At 29.2% G+C, this 20,295-nt stretch carries 16 protein-coding genes and 1 tRNA gene; 11 read left to right on the top strand and 6 right to left on the bottom strand.

The genetic code is table 11. The annotated features are described in order from the left end of the window. The first annotated feature begins 89 nt into the window (after positions 1-89). On the top strand, positions 90-2,876 hold the full coding sequence (gene uvrA, locus MHL31_RS04340; RefSeq protein ID WP_240227857.1) for an excinuclease ABC subunit UvrA: 2,787 nt from the start codon (positions 90-92) through the stop codon (positions 2,874-2,876). Positions 2,877-3,058: 182 nt separating this feature from the next. Here uvrA and MHL31_RS04345 read toward each other — a convergent pair whose 3' ends face one another. The 3 genes from MHL31_RS04345 to bshB1 form a co-directional block, all read right to left on the bottom strand. Then, complete coding sequence (locus tag MHL31_RS04345) at positions 3,059-3,751, bottom strand: lipopolysaccharide assembly protein LapB (RefSeq protein ID WP_240227858.1); 693 nt, start codon at positions 3,749-3,751, stop codon at positions 3,059-3,061. Positions 3,752-3,868: 117 nt separating this feature from the next. Beyond that, positions 3,869-3,944, bottom strand: a tRNA-His gene (locus tag MHL31_RS04350). Positions 3,945-3,998: 54 nt separating this feature from the next. Next, positions 3,999-4,715 (bottom strand): bacillithiol biosynthesis deacetylase BshB1, encoded by a 717-nt coding sequence (bshB1, locus tag MHL31_RS04355; RefSeq protein WP_240227859.1) that lies wholly within the window; start codon positions 4,713-4,715, stop codon positions 3,999-4,001. Between the two features lie 230 nt (positions 4,716-4,945). Here bshB1 and MHL31_RS04360 point away from each other — a divergent pair, with 230 nt between their 5' ends. The 8 genes from MHL31_RS04360 (at position 4,946) to MHL31_RS04395 (ending at position 15,959) form a co-directional block, all read left to right on the top strand. Next, the gene (locus MHL31_RS04360; RefSeq protein WP_240227860.1) at positions 4,946-5,392 is read left to right on the top strand and encodes a MarR family winged helix-turn-helix transcriptional regulator; all 447 of its coding nucleotides are present in this window, start codon (positions 4,946-4,948) and stop codon (positions 5,390-5,392) included. Beyond that, entirely contained in the window at positions 5,389-6,513 is a 1,125-nt protein-coding gene (locus tag MHL31_RS04365; protein ID WP_240227861.1) for an efflux RND transporter periplasmic adaptor subunit, read from the top strand. The genes MHL31_RS04360 and MHL31_RS04365 overlap by 4 nt, the downstream gene beginning before the upstream one ends. 3 nt (positions 6,514-6,516) lie before the next feature. Beyond that, positions 6,517-9,696 (top strand): efflux RND transporter permease subunit, encoded by a 3,180-nt coding sequence (locus tag MHL31_RS04370; protein ID WP_240227862.1) that lies wholly within the window; start codon positions 6,517-6,519, stop codon positions 9,694-9,696. After that, the gene (locus MHL31_RS04375) at positions 9,683-10,999 is read left to right on the top strand and encodes a TolC family protein (protein WP_240227863.1); all 1,317 of its coding nucleotides are present in this window, start codon (positions 9,683-9,685) and stop codon (positions 10,997-10,999) included. The genes MHL31_RS04370 and MHL31_RS04375 overlap by 14 nt, the downstream gene beginning before the upstream one ends. A 332-nt stretch (positions 11,000-11,331) precedes the next feature. Next, positions 11,332-14,061, top strand: coding sequence for a pyruvate, phosphate dikinase (ppdK, locus tag MHL31_RS04380; RefSeq protein ID WP_240227864.1), 2,730 nt, complete (start codon positions 11,332-11,334; stop codon positions 14,059-14,061). A gap of 88 nt (positions 14,062-14,149) precedes the next feature. Continuing rightward, on the top strand, positions 14,150-14,911 hold the full coding sequence (locus MHL31_RS04385) for a Rossmann-like and DUF2520 domain-containing protein (RefSeq protein ID WP_240227865.1): 762 nt from the start codon (positions 14,150-14,152) through the stop codon (positions 14,909-14,911). Then, positions 14,895-15,422 (top strand): HAD family hydrolase, encoded by a 528-nt coding sequence (locus MHL31_RS04390; protein WP_240227866.1) that lies wholly within the window; start codon positions 14,895-14,897, stop codon positions 15,420-15,422. The genes MHL31_RS04385 and MHL31_RS04390 overlap by 17 nt, the downstream gene beginning before the upstream one ends. 102 nt (positions 15,423-15,524) lie before the next feature. Beyond that, positions 15,525-15,959 carry a DUF2147 domain-containing protein gene (locus MHL31_RS04395; protein ID WP_240227867.1) on the top strand — a complete coding sequence of 145 codons (435 nt, stop codon included), beginning with the start codon at positions 15,525-15,527 and terminating at the stop codon, positions 15,957-15,959. A gap of 18 nt (positions 15,960-15,977) precedes the next feature. Here MHL31_RS04395 and MHL31_RS04400 read toward each other — a convergent pair whose 3' ends face one another. Then, positions 15,978-16,619 carry a protein-L-isoaspartate(D-aspartate) O-methyltransferase gene (locus tag MHL31_RS04400; RefSeq protein ID WP_240227868.1) on the bottom strand — a complete coding sequence of 214 codons (642 nt, stop codon included), beginning with the start codon at positions 16,617-16,619 and terminating at the stop codon, positions 15,978-15,980. A gap of 86 nt (positions 16,620-16,705) precedes the next feature. Here MHL31_RS04400 and MHL31_RS04405 point away from each other — a divergent pair, with 86 nt between their 5' ends. Continuing rightward, on the top strand, positions 16,706-17,665 hold the full coding sequence (locus MHL31_RS04405) for a Gfo/Idh/MocA family protein (RefSeq protein WP_240228847.1): 960 nt from the start codon (positions 16,706-16,708) through the stop codon (positions 17,663-17,665). A 29-nt stretch (positions 17,666-17,694) separates the two neighbouring features. Next, on the top strand, positions 17,695-18,582 hold the full coding sequence (locus MHL31_RS04410) for a 3-hydroxyacyl-CoA dehydrogenase family protein (protein ID WP_240227869.1): 888 nt from the start codon (positions 17,695-17,697) through the stop codon (positions 18,580-18,582). A gap of 53 nt (positions 18,583-18,635) precedes the next feature. Here MHL31_RS04410 and MHL31_RS04415 read toward each other — a convergent pair whose 3' ends face one another. Together MHL31_RS04415 and MHL31_RS04420 are read right to left on the bottom strand one after the other, a co-directional pair. Further along, entirely contained in the window at positions 18,636-19,016 is a 381-nt protein-coding gene (locus MHL31_RS04415) for a hypothetical protein (protein ID WP_240227870.1), read from the bottom strand. Positions 19,017-19,177: 161 nt separating this feature from the next. Continuing rightward, complete coding sequence (locus MHL31_RS04420; protein ID WP_240227871.1) at positions 19,178-20,293, bottom strand: efflux RND transporter periplasmic adaptor subunit; 1,116 nt, start codon at positions 20,291-20,293, stop codon at positions 19,178-19,180. Positions 20,294-20,295 lie beyond the last annotated feature (2 nt).

Genomic DNA, 20,295 nt, shown 5'->3' on the forward strand with positions numbered 1-20,295 from the left:
TATGTATATTTTTTAAATTATGTTTTACAATGCTATTAAAATTCTCATTAATTGTAATTATCTTTGTTTTTTAATTTTCTGAAGTAATTATGACCAAAAACCTTGCCGAATTAAACCCAAAAGAAAATATTCTAATTAAAGGAGCCTCTCTTCACAATTTAAAAAATATTGATGTTGCAATACCTAGAAATAAATTGGTTGTAATTACAGGACTTTCTGGTTCTGGAAAATCTAGTTTGGCTTTTGATACTTTATTTGCAGAAGGTCAACGAAGATACGTTGAAAGTTTATCGTCCTATGCGCGCCAGTTTTTAGGTAGATTAAACAAACCAAAAGTAGACTATATTAAAGGAATAGCTCCTGCTATTGCAATTGAACAAAAAGTAAATTCTACAAACCCTAGATCTACCGTTGGAACCTCAACAGAAATTTACGATTATTTAAAATTATTATTTGCCAGAATTGGTAAAACCTACTCTCCTATTTCAGGAAACGAAGTAAAAAAACATACTGTTAGCGATGTTATTAATCACATTAAAAAAACACCTCTAAAAACAAAATTATTACTACTTGCTCCTGTACAAATACCTGAAGAAAGAGGCGTGCTTCAAACTTTAAAAATATTAGCACAACAAGGCTATGCTAGAATAAAATATAAAAATGAAATTCTTAGAATTGAAGCTATTACAGAAGATATAGAGCGTGATTTTTATTTAGTTATAGATAGAATTGTAGTAAAAGATAATGAAGACTTTTTTAACCGCTTAGGTGATGCTATTCAAACTGCTTTTTTTGAAGGAAAAGGCGCTTGTATTATTCAAAATTTAGACACCAAAGAAGAAACTCTTTTCAATAATAAATTTGAATTAGATGGTATTCAGTTTTTAGAACCTAATACACATTTATTCAGTTTTAACAACCCGTACGGAGCTTGTCCTACTTGCGAAGGATATGGTAATGTAATAGGTATTGATAAAGATTTAGTAATACCAAATACAGCTCTTTCAATTTATGAAGATGCTATTTTACCTTGGAAATCAGATTCATTTAGTCATTATAAAAACGATTTAATAACTCACGCTTATAAATTCGATATTCCAATCCATAAACCTTGGTTCGAACTAACCGAAGCTCAAAAAAATCTTATTTGGAAAGGTAATAATTCTTTTAATGGTTTGTCTCATTTCTTTAAACATTTAGAAGAAAAAAGCTATAAAATTCAATATCGAGTAATGCTTTCTCGCTACAGAGGTAAAACAAAATGTACCGCTTGTAATGGCAAAAGGTTAAGAGAAGAAACCAATTATGTAAAAATAAATTCAAAAAATATTAGCGAATTGGTTGATATACCTTTAAATGAATTAGCAACCTTTTTTAAAAATCTAAAACTTGATGTTTATGAAGAAAAAATTGCAAAACGTTTATTGGTTGAAATAAATAACAGATTGCAATTTTTAAATGATGTAGGCTTAAATTACTTAACTTTAAATAGAACTTCAAATACATTATCAGGTGGTGAAAGTCAACGTATAAACTTAGCAACATCTTTAGGAAGTAGTTTGGTAGGTTCTATGTATATTTTAGATGAACCAAGTATTGGTTTACACCCAAAAGATACCGAGCGCTTAATTAAAGTGCTAAAAGACTTACGTAATTTAGGAAATACTGTTATTGTTGTTGAACACGATGAAGATATTATGAAGGCTGCCGATTTAATTATAGACATTGGACCTGAAGCTGGAACTTTTGGAGGAGAAATTGTTGCAGAAGGTACTTTTAAAGAAATTTTAAAAACAGACTCTTTAACAGCACATTATTTAAACAATACTCAACAAATAAAAGTACCTAATACAAGAAGAATTTCAAAAAAAGCAGTAACAGTAATTGGAGCCAGAGAAAATAATTTAAAAAATATTGATGTCACCTTCCCTTTAAATTGTTTAACTGTAATTACAGGTGTTTCAGGTAGTGGAAAAAGTACCTTGGTTAGTAAAATTTTATTTCCTGCCATACAAAAGAAAATTGGTGGCTATGGAGAAAAAATCGGCCAGTTTACTGAAATTACAGGCGATTTTAAATCCATTGAACATATAGAATTTATAAACCAAAACCCAATTGGGCGCTCTAGTAGATCAAATCCGGTAACTTATATAAAAGCCTATGATGATATTAGAGCCTTATTTGCTTCAGAAAAATTATCGAAAATAAGAAATTACCAGCCAAAACATTTTTCATTTAATGTTGAAGGTGGACGCTGTGAAGTTTGTAAAGGTGAAGGCGAAGTTACCATAGAAATGCAATTTATGGCTGATGTGCATTTAGAATGTGAAGCTTGTAAAGGAAAACGTTTTAAAAAGGAAATTTTAGAAGTTAAATTCTACAAAAAAAATATAAATGATATATTAAATAGTACTATAGATGATGCTATTAGCTTTTTTAAAGAGCATAACGAAACTAAAATTGTAAAAAAACTACAACCGCTTCAAGATGTTGGATTAGGCTATGTAACTCTAGGGCAATCGTCTTCAACACTTTCTGGAGGTGAAGCTCAACGTATTAAATTGGCTTCATTTTTAGTGAAAGGAACACGCCAAAGTAAATCACTATTTATTTTTGATGAACCTACTACTGGATTACACTTTCACGATATTAAAAAATTATTAAAATCGTTTAATGCTTTAATAGAAAATGGACACTCTATCATAGTAATTGAACATAATATTGATTTAATTAAATGTGCCGATTACATTATAGACTTAGGAAAAGAAGGTGGTAAAAACGGTGGTGCTCTACTATTTCAAGGCACACCAGAAGAGCTTATTAAGTGTAAAGATTCTTTAACAGCGCCTTATTTAGCCGAAAAATTAAACGTATAATTTAGTAATAATTAATAGAATAAAGGTTTACTTTATTATTAGATTTTAAATATTAACAGCACATAAAATACTTGTGCCTAATTGGCATTTCATATTGTATTCTATAAAAATTAAGTATTTAGGCTTCAAAAAAAACTTGCACTATCAAAAAATACAATCCCGTTTCTAATATTTTTTAAAACCTATTCTTCTTCTTTTTGTTCAGAGTTTTCTAACGTTGTTAATTTACTTTTAGCTAATACAAAATCTGGGAATAAATTTACAGCACGCATAAAACTTAATTTAGCTTCAGTTTCTTTTTTTAAGTTTAATAAAATAATTCCTTCTAAATAAGCAATTGCAGCTTTTAAATCAACACTTTGGTTATAATTTTTATTTACTTGAAAAGTTACTTGTATTTTACCCGTATCTTCTAATAAATCAGCTTTTTTAATTGATTTATAAGCTTCTAACAAATTATTAGAGGCTACTTGTAATCCTGCTAATTTATATGCGTGGTAGTTATTTTTAGTTTTAGAAAGCAAATTTGTATAAACCTCAATAGCTTTATCTAAAGCTCCCATATTTTCAACCGAAATGGCATTCATTTCTAACAATTCAATATTGTCTGGTTTGTACTTTAAAATATCATTTGTAACTAAAAAACTAGAAATGTATTTAGCATCATTAAAATACATATACGCTAAACTATCTTTATAAGTACTTTTTTCACCTTCTAAAGCTATAATAGAATACATTGCAGAAGCCGCTGCTTCTTTATCATTATAACTTAAAGCTAATTTTATTTTTTGTTGTTGTAACTCTAAATTACTTGTGGTTTGTGCTAAAATTGAAGTTGTTACAAGTAGTACAGCAATAAATATATAATTTTTCATTTTAATAATTTAAATTTTAGTTTGTAAAACTATTAAAATAATTGTTATGTAGTATAAATTTTAATAAAAATAAAGTTTGGATACAAAAAAAGGTCTGTAAAACAGACCTTTTATTTTGGGTGGAAGACCGGTTTCGAACCGGCGACCTCCGGAACCACAATCCGGCGCTCTAACCAGCTGAGCTACAACCACCATTTAATCGCGAATGCAAATGTAAAACATTGTATAATTTTATACAAGCATTTTTTTAAATTAATTTATCTAAATTTTCTACGGCAACGTAACGCTCTGTATTAAAACCTTCTGCGTGCGATACTCCTATCAATCTTCCTAAATCTTGCGCTCTATAAACTATGCTATCTAAAAAGTTTTTACTAGTAATTGGTGAAGTTGGCTCGTTGCTTTTTGGATCATAAAACTGAGAACTATAGGCTTTTACAGCTGCTAACTTAGTATCTATAAAGCCAGAGACGTCAACTACAAAATCTGGTTCTATATTTTTCCACTGTATATAATGGTAAACTTGTTTTGGCCTCCAAGCCTCTTGTACTTCTCCATTTAATGTAGTTTCAATTTTAACTAAACCCGATAAAAAACAAGCATCTGACACTAATTTACTTCCTTTTGAATGATCTATATGTCTATCATCAAAAGCATTACATAGTACAATTGTAGGCTTATATTTTCTTATTATTTTAATAATTTCAAGCTGATGTGCTTTATCATTAATAAAAAACCCATCAGAAAAAGCCAAATTTTCTCGAACTTCAACTCCTAATATTTTTGCAGCAGCTTTTGCTTCTTGATCTCTAATTTCTGCAGAACCTCTTGTCCCTAACTCTCCTCGAGTTAAATCTAAAATTCCTACTTTTTTTCCTAAAGAAATTTCTTTTAATAATGTTGCTCCACAACCTAATTCCACATCATCTGGGTGTGCTCCAACAGCTAAAATATCTAATTTCATTCTACTCTATATTTTTAAAAAATTACTATGTTACGCATTATTGTTATTATATAATTAATTACACTGCGCAATTATTTACAAACCTATAATATTTAATTTAAAACAAAGGTATAATATATATCAACACGTTTATTGGTATTTTTAAGTTGTTTTTTTAACACTAATTAACATAGTTGTAGATACAACTATATTGACTAATACCATATATTTGCCAAAAAAATAAATTAATAATGTTTTTAGAGCATTCAATTTTTCCGTGGATAGGTATTACTGCTAAAATGCATGCAAGCTATATTAATAAAGTTTTTAAAGATCATACTATTGACTTAACTAAAGAGCAATTTGTTGTTTTAAAGGTTTTAAGTGAAAATAATGGTAAACCACAAAATGACATTGCTTTAATAACAGAAAGTGATAAAACTTCGTTTTCTAGATTAATGTCTACTATGGAGAAAAAAGGACTAATTACCAGAAAACATATAAAGGCAGACAAAAGAGTTAAAAACATCTATTTAACAAATCTTGGAAAAGAAATGTATGCAACTACTCTACCTTTTTTAAAAAAAACTATTGAGAAACTTCAAAAAGGAATTTCGAATACAGAAATAGCACAAGCTATTGAAACTATAAAAAAAATACAACTAAATATAACCCAAGAACATTCATTTAAATTATGAGAAAAACAATTATTACAATTGGAAGCCTTTTATTAATTGCGCTATCAATTATTGGAGGAATAGCAATTGTAAACAACAATAAAAAGGGCAACCCTACTTTCAATAAAATTGTAAGTACCGTTTATACTAAAACAATTACAAACAGTGCTATTCCTGTTGTTATAACTACTAGTGGAAGTTTAACAGCTAGTAATAAAATTGAATTGTACTCTGAAGTGCAAGGTATTTTAAAAACAACTTCTAAAGACTTTAAAGAAGGAACAGAATTTGCAAAAAATGAAGCTATAATTTCTATTAACAGCGATGAGTTTTATGCTAATTTAAAAGCTCAGAAAAGTAATTTATTCAATGTTATTACAGCAATAATGCCAGATATTCAATTAGATTATCCTAACGAATATCAGAAATGGAAATCTTATCTAAATAATTTCGATATTAATAAACCAATACCTAAATTACCTGAAACAAATTCAGAAAAAGAGAAATTCTTTATTTCCGGGCGAGGTATTATCACAACTTATTACAACGTTAAAAATTTAGAAGTTAAACATGGAAAATACACTTTAAGAGCTCCTTTTAAAGGTATTTTAACTGAAGTAATGGTTACGCAAGGTTCTTTAGTTAGATCTGGACAAAAACTAGGAGAATTTATAGATCCTTCTGTTTATGAAATGGAAGTAAATATAAACCAAACCTATGCCAATCTACTAAAAAAAGGAAATACTGTTAGTATTTACAGTCAAAATAAAGACAATGTTTGGGAGGCTACCGTTATTAGGGTAAACGGTAAAGTAGACCAAACCACACAAACAGTAAAAGCTTTTTTACAAGTTAAAGGAGAACAACTAAGAGAAGGTATGTATTTAACTGCAGATTTAGAAACTAAATCTATTGAAAACGCCGTGGAAGTTTCTAGACAATTATTGGTAGAAGACACAAAACTTTTTATAGTAAAAGATTCTACACTAAACTTAGTTACTATAAACCCGGCATATTATAACGATCATACTGTAATTGTACAAGGTTTAGAAAATGGCACAAATATCTTATCTAAACCTCTTCCAGGGGCTTATAATGGTATGTTAGTTAAAACTATTAATGAAACTACCAACAACCAATAAACAATGAAAAAAATAATTACATATTTTATAAAATACCCTGTTGCAGTTAATATTTTTATCATTGCATTTATAATTTTTGGGATTGTTGGTATACTTTCAATGAAATCTTCCTTTTTCCCATTAACAGATTCTGATAGTATTAGCATTAGTGTAACATATCCTGGAGCATCTCCAGAAGAAATGGAAGAAGGAATTGTTCTTAAAATTGAAGACAATTTAAAGGGGATAGTTGGTGTAGATAGGGTTACTTCTGTTTCTCTTGAAAATTCGGCTTCTATAAATATTGAGGTTGAAAAAGGTAAAAATGTAGATGTAGTTTTAGCTGATGTAAAAAACGCAGTAGATAGAGTTCCCTCCTTCCCTTCTGGAATGGAACCTGCTGTTATCTCTAAAATTGAAAGTGTTAGACAAACAATTTCATTTACAGTAAGTGGAGATAATTTACCTTTAGCTACGCTAAAACAATACGGTAGAACTATAGAAAATGATATTAGAGGAATGGAAGGAATTTCTCAAGTTTCATTAACTGGATTTCCTGAAGAAGAAATTGATATTGCTATAAAAGAAAGCGATTTAAGAGCTTATAATATTACGTTTCAAGAAGTAGCACAAGCAGTAGCAAATGCAAATATTTTAATTTCTGGTGGAAATATTAAAACAAGTGAAGAAGACTATTTAATTAGGGCACGAAATAAAAAATACCAAGGTCTAGAATTATTAAATATACCTGTTAAAAGTGATAATTCTGGTAATATTATTAGATTAAGTGATGTTGCTATAGTTAGAGATACTTGGTCTGAAACTCCTGATAGAATTTACTTTAATGGTGAAGTTGCCTTAAATATTTCTATAACAAATACAAATAGTGAAGATTTAATAAAATCTGCAAATACTGTAAATGAATATATAGATAAATTTAATCAACAATATACCAATGTAAAAATAGATGTTGCTAGTGATAATTCTATTACGCTAATGCAACGTACAGAATTACTTGTTAATAATGGTATTATTGGTATTTTATTAGTACTCTTATTTTTATCACTATTTTTAAATCCTAGATTGGCTTTTTGGGTAGCTGCAGGACTTCCAATTTCTTTTTTTGGTATGTTTGTTTTTGCTCCAATGTTTGATATTACAATTAATGTTTTATCCTTATTTGGAATGATTATAGTTATCGGTATTTTAGTTGATGATGGTATTGTTATTGGGGAAAATATTTACAACCACTACGAAAAAGGTAAAAGTCCAATTAGAGCTGCAATAGATGGAACTTTAGAAGTAATTCCTCCCATTGTTTCAGCCATAATAACAACTTTATTAGCTTTTTCTACATTCTATTTTTTAGATGGAAGAATTGGTAAATTTTTTGGTGAAGTTTCTTCTGTAGTAATACTAACACTTATAATATCTTTAATAGAAGCTTTAATTATTTTACCAGCACATATTGCACACTCTAAAGCTTTGGTTAGAAAAGAAAAAAAGAAATCTAAAATCAATCAAATTTTTACAGCTATAAATACTAAATCTGAAAGTTTTTTATTTTTAATTAGAGATAAATTGTATGCTCCTTTCTTAAAGTTTTTCTTAAGAAATAAAATTGCAGGTTTTGCAATTCCTTTATCATTATTAATTTTTACAATATATGGTATTCAAGGTGGAATTATTAAAACAGATTTTTTTCCAAAAATTGCAAGTGATAGAGTTGATATTTCTTTAACAATGCCACAAGGTACAAACGAAAAAGTTACGGATTCTATAATCTCAGAAATTGAAAAATCTGTTTGGTTAGTTAGTGAAGAATATACAAAAAAACAATCTGATCATCAAAGAGTTGTACAAAATATAATTAAACGTATTGGTCCTGGAACCTCAAAAGCCTCATTAACTGTAAATTTATTACCTGGTGAGTCTAGAGAATTTTCTTCTCCAGAAATTACAAATTCAATAAGAGAAAAAGCTGGTACTTTTTATGGCACAGAAAGTTTAACCTTTGGTTCAGGTGGAAGTTTTGGAGGAAGCCCAATCTCTATTTCTCTTTTAGGAAATAATATTAGCGAATTAAAAGGTGCCAAAAACGACCTTAAAGCCGCTTTAAATCAAGATTCTGAATTAAAAGATATATCAGATAATGATCCACAAGGTATTAAAGAAGTGCAAATAAAATTAAAAAACGATGCTTATATATTAGGCCTAAATTTACAGTCTGTAATGAGCCAAGTTAGATCCGGTTTTTTTGGTTACCAAGCACAACGTTTTCAACGTGGACAAGATGAAATTAAAGTATGGGTACGCTATTTAAAAGAAGATAGATCATCTATAAAAGATTTAGATAATATGTGGATTACAACACCAACTGGAGATAGAGTTCCTTTTAGTGAAATTGCCACATACACTATACAAAGAGGTGAAGTAGCTATTAATCACCTAGCAGGAAAAAGAGAAATTCAAGTAAATGCAGATTTACAAGATCCTGAAGGAAGTGCTGTAGATGAACTAGAAAAAATTAAAACAACTATAATTCCTGAAATTCTATCTAAATACCCAACTGTTTCTGCTCTTTACGAAGGTCAAAATAGAGAAGCTAATAAAACATCTAGCTCTGCAGCAACAACATTCCCTATAATTTTAATGCTAATTTATATTACAATAGCATTTACATTTAGATCTTACGATCAACCTTTATTATTAATGATAATGATTCCTTTTAGTTTAATTGGTGTTGGTTGGGGACATTGGATTCACGGTTTTCCTATAAATGTTTTATCTGGATTAGGAATCATTGCACTTATAGGTATTTTAGTAAATGATGGTTTGGTACTTATTGGAAAAGTAAACTCCAATTTAAAACAAGGTCTAAAATACGATCAGGCATTGTATAAAGCAGGTATTTCAAGGTTTAGAGCAATCTTTTTAACTTCATTAACAACAATTGCAGGTTTAGCTCCACTTTTATTAGAAAAAAGTAGACAAGCTCAATTTTTAAAACCAATGGCATTATCAATATCTTATGGTATTGGTGTAGCTACCGTTTTAACATTGGTAATGTTACCTCTTTTATTATCTCTAGGTAATTCTATTAAAGTATTTTTTAAATGGCTTAGAACTGGAGAAAAAGTAACAAAAGAAGAAGTTGAAAGAGCAATTATTGAATCAAATATTGAAGAAGATGAATTATATTAATAAAATAGCAATCGTATTTTCACTTTGTTTAACAAGTGGTTTTGCACAAGAAAAGCTGACAAAACAAGAGGCCGTAAACTTGGCTTTAGAAAATAACTATGGAATATTAATCGCTAAAAATAATATTAAAATTGCTGAAAATAATGCAAGTATAAATAACAGCGGCTATTTACCTACAATTACAGCAAGTGCAGGTGTTAATTACAATTTAGACGATACCGAATATACACTTCAAAACGGAACTGTTTCAGAAACCAATGGTGCTGAATCTAATTCTTATAATGCATCAATTGGAGTAAACTATACATTGTTTGACGGCTTAGGAAGGTCTTATAATTACAAAAAATTAAAAGAAGCGCATAATTTATCGGAACTAGAAGCTCAAACTGTTATAGAAAATTCCTTGTTGCAAATTTTTTCTATATACTACAATGTAGCTCAATTAACTGAAAACAGTAAAAATATTAGCGAATCTTTAAACGTTTCTAAACAACGCTTATTGAGAGCTAAATATGGATTTGACTATGGGCAAAACACAAAATTAGAAGTCTTAAATGCTGAAGTTGATGTAAATAACGATAGTATTAGCTACATAAATACACAACGTTTATTAGCAAATTCTAAAAGAGATTTAAACTTAGTATTGGGTAGAAATGTAAACACAAATTTTTCTGTAGATACAGATATTTCATTCAATTTAGCTTTTGATTTAAATACTCTTATAGAAAAAGCAAAAGAGTACAATATCGAAATTCAAAAAGTAAACAAAAATTTACAAATAAGTCAGTTTGAGATTAAAATAAACAAATCTAACTTACTCCCTAGCTTAAGTTTAAATAGTTCATATGGATTAAATAAATACAATAACGATGCAACTTTTACTTATGCAGAACAACTCTCTAAAGGTTTAAATGCAGGTTTAAGTTTAAATTGGAATGTTTTTGATGGAGGAAGTACAAAAACAAGTATTCAAAATGCAAAAATTTATGAGGACAATTTAAAAGTTCAAAAAGAACAAGCCTTAAATGAATTAGAACGAAACGTTGCAAATGCATTAGAAATCTATAACAATTCATTGTTTATTTTAAACGCTGAAGAAAAAAATGTAGAAACCAATAAAAATAACTTTTCTAGAACTGAAGAGAAATTTAAATTGGGACAAGCAACATCTATAGAATTTAGACAAGCACAATTAAATTTATTAAACGCACAATCTAGTTATAACACTGCTAAATACGATGCCAAAAATGCAGAATTAGTTTTATTACAACTCTCTGGACAATTGCTAGATACAGATTTTTAAACATTTAAATTATTCGGAAAAAAGTTTAACTAAAACATTAACAGTTTAACAGCCTAAAATTTAGCTTCATCACTAAATTTTAGGCTTTATTATTTTATAATTATAGAATAAAAAAAATATCAAATAAAAATAAAATACTGAATATCAAAATATTATAAAAAACGTATTTAAAACCATAATTTTCTTAATAAAAAATACAAAATCTTAATTGTAACAAATATTACTTTTATTTAAAAACGGAAAATTATACTGACAAAAGTCATATTCTACTTTATTTACTGTTCTTAAATTTGTTCTCTTAAAATAAAAAGATAACATAAATAAATATTAAGATGGAGACGCAACAAGAAGTCAAAACCAGAGTTTACAAGTTTGGAAACAAAACAGCTGATGGTAACAGTACAATGAGGAACCTTTTAGGAGGTAAAGGAGCTAATTTAGCTGAAATGGGATTAATAGGAATACCTGTTCCTCCTGGGTTTACCATTACTACAGAAGTTTCAACAGAGTATAACTTACTTGGAAAAGATGCAGTTGTTGAATTGATTACTAAAGAAGTAGAAGACGCTATAGACAATGTAGAGCAAATAATGGGTTCTAAATTTGGAGACAAAGAAAACCCACTATTAGTTTCTGTACGTTCTGGAGCTAGAGTTTCTATGCCAGGAATGATGGATACAGTTTTAAACCTAGGTTTAAATGATGAAGTAGTTATTGGATTGGCTAAAAAATCTGGAAACGAACGTTTCGCTTGGGATTCTTACAGAAGATTTATTCAAATGTATGGAGATGTAGTTTTAGGTATGAAACCAGAATCAAAAGATGATATTGATCCTTTTGAAGAAATAATGGAAGCTCTAAAACATAAGCGTAATATTGAATTAGATACAGAATTCACAATTCAAGATTTAAAAGATTTAGTATATGATTTTAAAGAAGCTGTAAAAAAACGTACAGGTTTCGATTTTCCAACAAACCCTTGGGATCAACTTTGGGGTGCAGTAATGGCTGTATTTAATAGTTGGAATAGTGATAGAGCTGTATACTATAGAAAAATGAATGGTTACCCAGGTGAATGGGGAACTGCCGTAAACGTACAAGCTATGGTTTATGGAAATATGGGAAGTAACTCTGGTACTGGAGTATGTTTTACACGTGATGCGGGTACAGGAGAAAACCTTTTTAATGGTGAATACTTAATTGATGCACAAGGTGAAGATGTAGTTGCAGGTACAAGAACACCTCAACAAATTACTAAAATTGGTTCTTTACGTTGGGCTGAATTAGCTAAAGTAGAAGAAGAAGATAGAGTTGCTAATTATCCTTCATTAGAAGAGTTAATGCCAGAAATTTATAATGAATTAAACGAATACCAACAAAAACTAGAATTACATTATAAAGATATGCAAGATATGGAGTTCACCATTCAAGATGGTAAACTTTGGATTCTTCAAACTCGTAATGGTAAACGTACTGGTGCTGCAATGGTAAAAATTGCAATGGATTTCTTAAAAGAAGACTTAATTACCGAAAAAGAAGCTCTTTTAAAAATTGAACCTAATAAATTAGACGAATTATTACACCCTGTTTTTGATCCAATTGCATTAAAAAAAGCAAATGTTATTGCACAAGGTTTACCTGCATCTCCAGGAGCTGCTACAGGTAAAATTGTATTCTTTGCAGATGAAGCAGATAAATATAAACACAGTATTTTAGTACGTATAGAAACTTCTCCTGAAGATTTAGAAGGTATGAATATTGCTAAAGGTATTTTAACCGCTCGTGGAGGTATGACTTCTCACGCTGCCGTTGTTGCGCGTGGTATGGGTAAATGTTGTGTTTCTGGTGCTGGTGCTTTAAAAATTGATTACAAAGCTAGAACATTAACTGTTGGTGATCACGTATACCAAGAAGGAGATTGGATTTCTTTAAATGGCTCTACAGGTAATATTATTGAAGGAAAAGTTGCTACAGCTGAACCAGAAGTAAGTGGTGAATTTGCAGAAATAATGAAATTATCAGATAAATACGCTACTATGCAAGTACGTACAAATGCTGATTCTCCAAAAGATGCTAAAGTAGCTGTTAAATTTGGTGCACAAGGTATTGGTTTAACAAGAACTGAACATATGTTCTTTGAAGTAGATAGAATTAAAGCAATGCGTGAAATGATTTTAGCTGACACCGTTAAAGGACGTAAAGAAGCTTTAAACGAATTATTACCAATGCAACGTGAAGATTTTGAAGGTATATTTGAAGCAATGGATGGTTTACCAGTAACTGTTCGTTTATTAGATCCACCATTACACGAATTTGTACCTCACCAATTAGAAACACAACGTAGTTTAGCAGAAGATATGCACATTTCTTTAGAAGCTGTTAAAATTAAAGTTGCAGAATTAGAAGAGTTTAATCCAATGTTAGGACATAGAGGTTGTAGATTAGGTATTACCTATCCAGAAATTACCGAAATGCAAACAAGAGCTATTATTGAAGCTGCATTAAACTTAAAAGAAAAAGGAATTGTTGCAAAACCAGAAATTATGGTTCCTTTAATTGGTACAATTGCTGAGTTTGAAAATCAAGAAGCAGTAATTAGAGCTACAGCAGAAGAAGTATTTAAAGAAAGAAATGACTCAGTTGAATACTTAGTTGGTACAATGATTGAAATTCCTAGAGCTGCATTAACAGCTGATTTAATTGCTAAAAAAGCTGATTTCTTCTCTTTTGGAACAAATGACTTAACACAAATGACATTCGGTTATTCTAGAGATGATGCTGGTAAATTCTTACCAGTTTATATAGAAAATAGAATTTTAAATGTAGATCCTTTCGAAGTTCTAGATCAAGAAGGTGTTGGTCAATTAGTTAAAACAGGAACAGAAAAAGGTAGAAGCACAAAACCAAACTTAAAAGTAGGTATTTGTGGTGAACATGGTGGAGAGCCAAGTTCTGTAGAATTCTGCTACAATACAGGAATGAACTACGTAAGTTGTTCTCCTTTTAGAGTGCCAATTGCTCGTATTGCATCAGCACAAGCAGCTATAAAAAAACAAGCATAATAATATAATTTTTAGTTAGTAGATTAAAACTCCAACTTTTAAAAAAGTTGGGGTTTTTTTTATACTACAATTACAGTATCTTCGTAATATGATAAAAATTAGTATAATTGGCGGTGGTAATGTTGCATACCATTTAACAGCTATTTTATTAAAAACACCCACTGTTAAACTGGTTGAAGTTTATAATAGAACATTAGATAAAATTCAATATTTAAAACATAAAACAGCTATAACGGCAAATTTAAACACGTTAAAAGACGCTGATATTTATATAATTTGTGTTTCAGATAATGCAATTGAAGAAGTATCAAAACAATTAAACCTTAACAATAAATTAGTAGTCCACACATCTGGAAGTGTTGCTATAGACGAATTAAAATGCAATGCGAATAAAGGTGTTTTTTATTTATTACAATCTTTTTCTAAAGATAAAAATGTCGACTTTTCTAACATTCCAATTTGTTTAGAAGCTGAAACTAAAAAAGATTTAGAATTACTAGAAACATTAGCTCAAACAATTTCAAAAAACAGTTATCATATAAATTCAAGCCAACGTAGAAACATACATGTTTCAGCAGTTTTTATTAATAATTTTGTAAATCATCTTTATTATATTGGCAACCAAATTTGTAGTAATAACAATGTTCCTTTTGAAATTTTACAACCGCTAATTAAAGAAACTGCTTTAAAAATTGAAACATTAACACCCTTTGAAGCACAAACAGGACCCGCAAAAAGAAACGATACTAAAACCTTAAAAAAACACGAGGCAATGTTAAGTAAAAATCAAAAAGAAATTTATAAATTGCTATCCCAATCTATTTACAATACCTATGGAAAAAAGTTATAAAGAAATAATGCCACAAATTAACACCTTTATTTTTGATGTAGACGGTGTTTTAACCAATGGTTTAATTACCATAACTACTAATGGAGAGCTTATTAGAAATATGAGCGTTAAAGATGGTTATGCCCTTAAAACTGCTGTTGATAGTGGTTATAATGTATGTATTATTTCTGGAGGAAGTAACGAAGGTGTTCGCGCACGTTTAGAAGGTTTAGGCATTAACGATATTTATTTAGGCACACATACTAAAATTGTTCAGTTAAACGAATATCTTTCTAAAAACAATATCAACCCAGAAAACGTGTTATACATGGGAGATGACATACCAGATTATCCTGTTATGAAAATAGTTGGATTGCCCTGCTGCCCAAAAGATGCTGTATCAGAAATCCAAGGAATAGCTAAATATGTATCACAAAAAAAAGGAGGAACTGGTTGTGTTAGAGATGTTATTGAACAAGTTTTAAAAGTTCAAGGAAAATGGACTCAGCAATTTAATGCACAAACAGATTAATATATTAAACCAAACATAAATAACTATATAATTAATAAAATAAACTGTTTAAAATAATTACTATTTTTAAACAGTTTTTTTAACTACTAAAACCAAATACTCATGAAAAAAACAATCTCAATTTTAAGCTGTTTATTCTTTATTGGAATTTTGTCAGTACAATCGCAATCTATTTTTGGAAAATGGAAAACAATTGATGATCAAACAGGTAATGAAAAATCTATTGTAGAAATTTATCAAAAAGATGGTAAAGCATATGCTAAAATTGTAAAACTTCTTGAAAAAGGAAACGAAAATAAAGTATGTGAAGAATGTAAAGGCGCTAAAAAAAATAAACCTATGGTTGGCATGGAAATAATTGATGGCCTTTCCAAAGATGGTGACGAATGGAATGATGCTAAAATATTAGATCCTAAAACTGGTAAAGAATATAAATGCTATATAACATTAGAAGATCCAAATAAACTTAAAGTAAGAGGTTATGTTGGTTTTGCTTTACTTGGAAGATCTCAATATTGGCATAGAGTTACTGAATAACTAAAAATTTAACCAATGCTAATTCTTTTCTTTTAGCATTGGTACAAATTTAAAATCTCCCAACTCATGTTTTTCAAAAACTTTTTCTCCTGTTCTTACAAATAAAGTCATTATTTGAACCTTATCACCTACAGGAATAACTAACCTACCTCCTATTTTTAATTGAGATAATAAAGGTTTTGGTACATAAGGAGCACCTGCAGTTACTATAATACCTTCAAAAGGAGCTTCATCTGGCAATCCTTTATACCCATCACCAAAAATTATTTTTTTAGGTTTATAACTTAATTTAGGTAAAAAAAATTTCGTTTTTTTAAATAATTCTTTTTGACGTTCAATAGTATAAACCCTTGCACCTATTTCAAGCAAAACCGCTGTTTGATATCCAGAACCTGTACCAATTTCTAAAATTTTATCGTTTGGCTTAACATTTAACAATTCTGTTTGAAACGCTACTGTATAAGGTTGTGAAATTGTTTGATCAGCAGCAATAGGAAAAGCTTTATCTTGATAAGCAAAATTTTCAAATCCAGAATCCATAAATAAATGTCGTGGCACAGAAGCTATAGCTTTTAAAACATGAGTATCTGTAATTCCTTTTTCTTTAATTGTCTCTACTAATTGATTTCTAAGTCCTTGATGTTTGAGCGTATCTTTCACTATTATTTAAAATTTGAGATGCTAAAAATAGGAATAAATGCATAAAGATTGTTATTTTTGTTTATATAAAATTATACATACTTATGATGCTAAAAGCAGGAGTTTTAGGAGCCGGTCATCTAGGCAAAATTCACTTAAAATTATTAAATCAATCAAATAAATACGAATTAGTTGGATTTTATGATCCATTTGAAGAAAATGCAAAAAAAGTTTCGGAAGAATTTGGTTATAAAAAATTCAATTCTGTACAAGAATTAATTGAAGCTGTAGACGTAGTTGATATTGTAACACCAACACTTTCTCATTTCGATTGTGCCAAAGAAGCAATAGAAAAAGGTAAACATATTTTTATTGAAAAACCCATTACAAAAACAATTGAAGAAGCTGAAGCAATTTTAAATTTAGCTAGTAAACACAGTGTAAAAGGACAAGTTGGGCACGTAGAACGTTTTAACCCTGCTTTTACAGCTGTTAAAAGTACGATAGTAAATCCCATGTTTATTGAAACACATAGATTGGCAGAATTTAACCCAAGAGGTACCGACGTACCAGTTGTTTTAGATTTAATGATTCACGATATTGATATTATACTAAGTGTTGTAAAATCAAAAGTAAAAAGTGTACATGCTAGTGGGGTTTCTGTAATTAGTGATACACCAGATATAGCTAACGCACGTATAGAATTTGAAAATGGTTGTGTCGCTAACTTAACTGCAAGTAGAATTTCATTAAAAAATATGCGAAAATCTCGTTTTTTCCAAAAAGATGCCTATATAGCTGTTGACTTTTTTGAAAAAGCCACTGAAGTTGTAAAAATGAAAGATGCTCCAAAAACACCAGGAGATTTTGATATGATTTTACAAAACGCAGAAGGTGTAAAAAAACAAATCTATTTTGAAAACCCTACAGTTGCTGCTAATAATGCAATTTTAGATGAGTTAGAAACTTTTGCAGATGCAATTGTAAATAACACAACACCAATAGTTACTTTAGAACAAGGTACCGAAGCCTTACGTGTTGCACATATGATTATCAACGATTTTTAAAATAAAAACCTAACTTTAACATTATAATTATGAAAAATATAGCTGTAATTGGAGCGGGAACAATGGGTAATGGAATTGCTCATGTATTTGCACAAAATAATTATAATGTACACTTAATTGATATTTCACAAGAAGCAATTAACAAAGGAATTTTAACAATTACTAAAAATTTAGATAGACTTTTAGTAAAAGAAAAAATCTCGAAAACTGTAAAAACGCAAACATTAACTAATATTACATCATATACTTCAATAGCCGAAGGTGTTAAAAATGTAGATTTAGTAATTGAAGCTGCTACGGAAAATTTAGATTTAAAATTAAATATTTTTAAACAATTAGATGAAGCTACTCCAAAAAAAGCGATTTTAGCTTCAAATACTTCTTCAATTTCAATTACTCAAATTGCAGCAGTTACTAAAAGACCAGAAAAAGTAATTGGAATGCATTTTATGAATCCGGTTCCAATTATGAAATTAGTTGAAATAATTAGAGGATACAACACCTCTAATGAAACAACAAATACAATTATGAAGCTTTCAGAAAGCGTACATAAAGTTCCGGTAGAAGTAAATGATTACCCTGGTTTTGTAGCAAATAGAATTTTAATGCCAATGTTAAACGAGGCAATTGAAACGCTTTACAATGGTGTTGCTGGAGTTCATGAAATAGATACTGTAATGAAATTAGGAATGGCACATCCAATGGGACCATTACAATTAGCTGATTTTATTGGTTTAGACGTTTGCCTTTCTATACTAAATGTAATGCATAATGGCTTTAAAAACCCTAAATATGCGCCTTGTCCATTATTAGTAAATATGGTTTTAGCTGGTAAATTAGGGGTTAAATCTGGTGAAGGGTTTTACGATTATTCCGAAACCAAAAAGGCCGAAAAAATAGCAAAACAATTTATATAATACTTATTTTAACTAAAAAAAAACCTTTCCAAAATTGGAAAGGTTTTTTAATATTATAAATACTTTAAGAAAAAATCCATCATATCTTCTTTTAAATCATAATGCATTTTTACAAAAGTTTTCATTTCATCTCTTAATAATGTTTGTTTCTCTGGAAATTTTACTTCTGAATCTTCTTGATATTTAATTTGTGCAATCTCTCGTTTTTTCATTCTAATCCTGTGCCTCAATTGTCCCATTACTTCTCTTTCACGAATTATTTTATTTTGAAACCCCTCAAGTTGAACCATTACATTGCTTCCAAGTTTTCGCATAGCAACATGTTCTAACTTTTCTTCGAAATAATCCATTTCACTTTCTTGAAATTTCAACTCTCTTTTCCAAACTTCAAGATTGAAGTTTAGATCACTTAAAAATAATAACTGACTCTCCATATTCAATTGCTTTAAATTTTATATAATAAATTTCGGACTTTTAATTTAGATTTTATCTGATATAAATCATATATAAAAAATAATTAAGACCTACTATAAAGATATAAAAAAAGTGTTTTAATAAAAATTAAAACACTTTTAAAAATTTGTTAAATAGCTAATTAATTATCAGAGTTTTCGTCATCTTCTTTTTTAGATGTTTTATTCCAAATTTTAATTTCGTCATCTAAAGTTACACCTGATAAAACTTCAACATTAATTCCATCAGAAATTCCAAGCTCTACATCACGTTTTTCAAATTCTTGATCTCCTACTTTTACTTCAACATAAGGCGTTTCTGTTTTTTTATCGAACTGTAATAATGCTTCTTTAATAGAAAGTACACTATCTTTTTTATCTAAAACTATATCTGCATTTGCACTATAACCTGCTCTAACAAAAAATTCATCATCTAGTGTTACATCTCCTTTTATTTTAAACTGAACTGCTCCATTTTCTTCAGTACCTTTTGGGGCAATAAAATTTAATTTTGCTGGATATTTTTTATTTTCAATAGCTCCTAAAGAAATTTCTAAAACTGTTCCATTTTTAATTTTACCTACTTCAGCTTCATCAACTTGACCTTCAAAAATCATTTTAGTCATATCTGCAATGGTAGCAATTGTAGTACCTGCATTAAAAGTATTACTTTCAATTACTTGGTTACCTTTGCGCACTGGAATTTCTAAAATAGTACCAGAAATTTCAGCTTTTACATTTGTATTGGCAGTTTGCCCCATACCAGCAGCTGAACCTTTTTTAATAATTTGAAGGTTATCTTTAGCATTTTCCAAATCTTGTTGAGCGCTATTATAACTTAATTCTGCAGCTTCAAACTCTGAACGTGCTTTTACCCCTTTTTCAAATAAACCTTTTATTCTTTCGTAATTAGTTTTAGCATTATCAAAACGTAATTGAGCAGTTTTAACGCTTCCTTGTGCACTGTTTAAACTTTGTACATTTGGTACAACTCTAATAGTTGCAATTAAATCTCCAACGGCAACTTCAGCTCCTTCCTCAACAAAAATTTCTTCAATAATACCAGATACTTTTGGTTTTATTTCAGCTTCTTCTAAAGGTACAACTTTACCTGTTGCAACAGTTTTTTTAACAATATTTGTTGTAAAAGGTGTTTCTGTTTCATATTGAATTGGAGATTGGCTATTTTTTGCCCCAAACCAAAGTAAAACTGCTATAAGCGCTACTGCTATTCCTCCAAAAATTAATGTTTTTTTCATTA

The organism is Lutibacter sp. A80 (assembly GCF_022429645.1).
Lineage (GTDB): Bacteria > Bacteroidota > Bacteroidia > Flavobacteriales > Flavobacteriaceae > Lutibacter.

Coding starts and splice junctions, on each gene's coding strand:
- ppdK (WP_240227864.1), top strand. CDS start 11,332: ATGGAGACGCAACAAGAAGTCAAAACCAGAGTTTACAAGTTTGGAAAC.
- MHL31_RS04390 (WP_240227866.1), top strand. CDS start 14,895: ATGGAAAAAAGTTATAAAGAAATAATGCCACAAATTAACACCTTTATT.
- MHL31_RS04385 (WP_240227865.1), top strand. CDS start 14,150: ATGATAAAAATTAGTATAATTGGCGGTGGTAATGTTGCATACCATTTA.
- MHL31_RS04370 (WP_240227862.1), top strand. CDS start 6,517: ATGAAAAAAATAATTACATATTTTATAAAATACCCTGTTGCAGTTAAT.
- MHL31_RS04395 (WP_240227867.1), top strand. CDS start 15,525: ATGAAAAAAACAATCTCAATTTTAAGCTGTTTATTCTTTATTGGAATT.
- MHL31_RS04345 (WP_240227858.1), bottom strand. CDS start 3,751: ATGAAAAATTATATATTTATTGCTGTACTACTTGTAACAACTTCAATT.
- uvrA (WP_240227857.1), top strand. CDS start 90: ATGACCAAAAACCTTGCCGAATTAAACCCAAAAGAAAATATTCTAATT.
- bshB1 (WP_240227859.1), bottom strand. CDS start 4,715: ATGAAATTAGATATTTTAGCTGTTGGAGCACACCCAGATGATGTGGAA.
- MHL31_RS04410 (WP_240227869.1), top strand. CDS start 17,695: ATGAAAAATATAGCTGTAATTGGAGCGGGAACAATGGGTAATGGAATT.
- MHL31_RS04420 (WP_240227871.1), bottom strand. CDS start 20,293: ATGAAAAAAACATTAATTTTTGGAGGAATAGCAGTAGCGCTTATAGCA.
- MHL31_RS04375 (WP_240227863.1), top strand. CDS start 9,683: ATGAATTATATTAATAAAATAGCAATCGTATTTTCACTTTGTTTAACA.
- MHL31_RS04360 (WP_240227860.1), top strand. CDS start 4,946: ATGTTTTTAGAGCATTCAATTTTTCCGTGGATAGGTATTACTGCTAAA.
- MHL31_RS04405 (WP_240228847.1), top strand. CDS start 16,706: ATGCTAAAAGCAGGAGTTTTAGGAGCCGGTCATCTAGGCAAAATTCAC.
- MHL31_RS04415 (WP_240227870.1), bottom strand. CDS start 19,016: ATGGAGAGTCAGTTATTATTTTTAAGTGATCTAAACTTCAATCTTGAA.
- MHL31_RS04365 (WP_240227861.1), top strand. CDS start 5,389: ATGAGAAAAACAATTATTACAATTGGAAGCCTTTTATTAATTGCGCTA.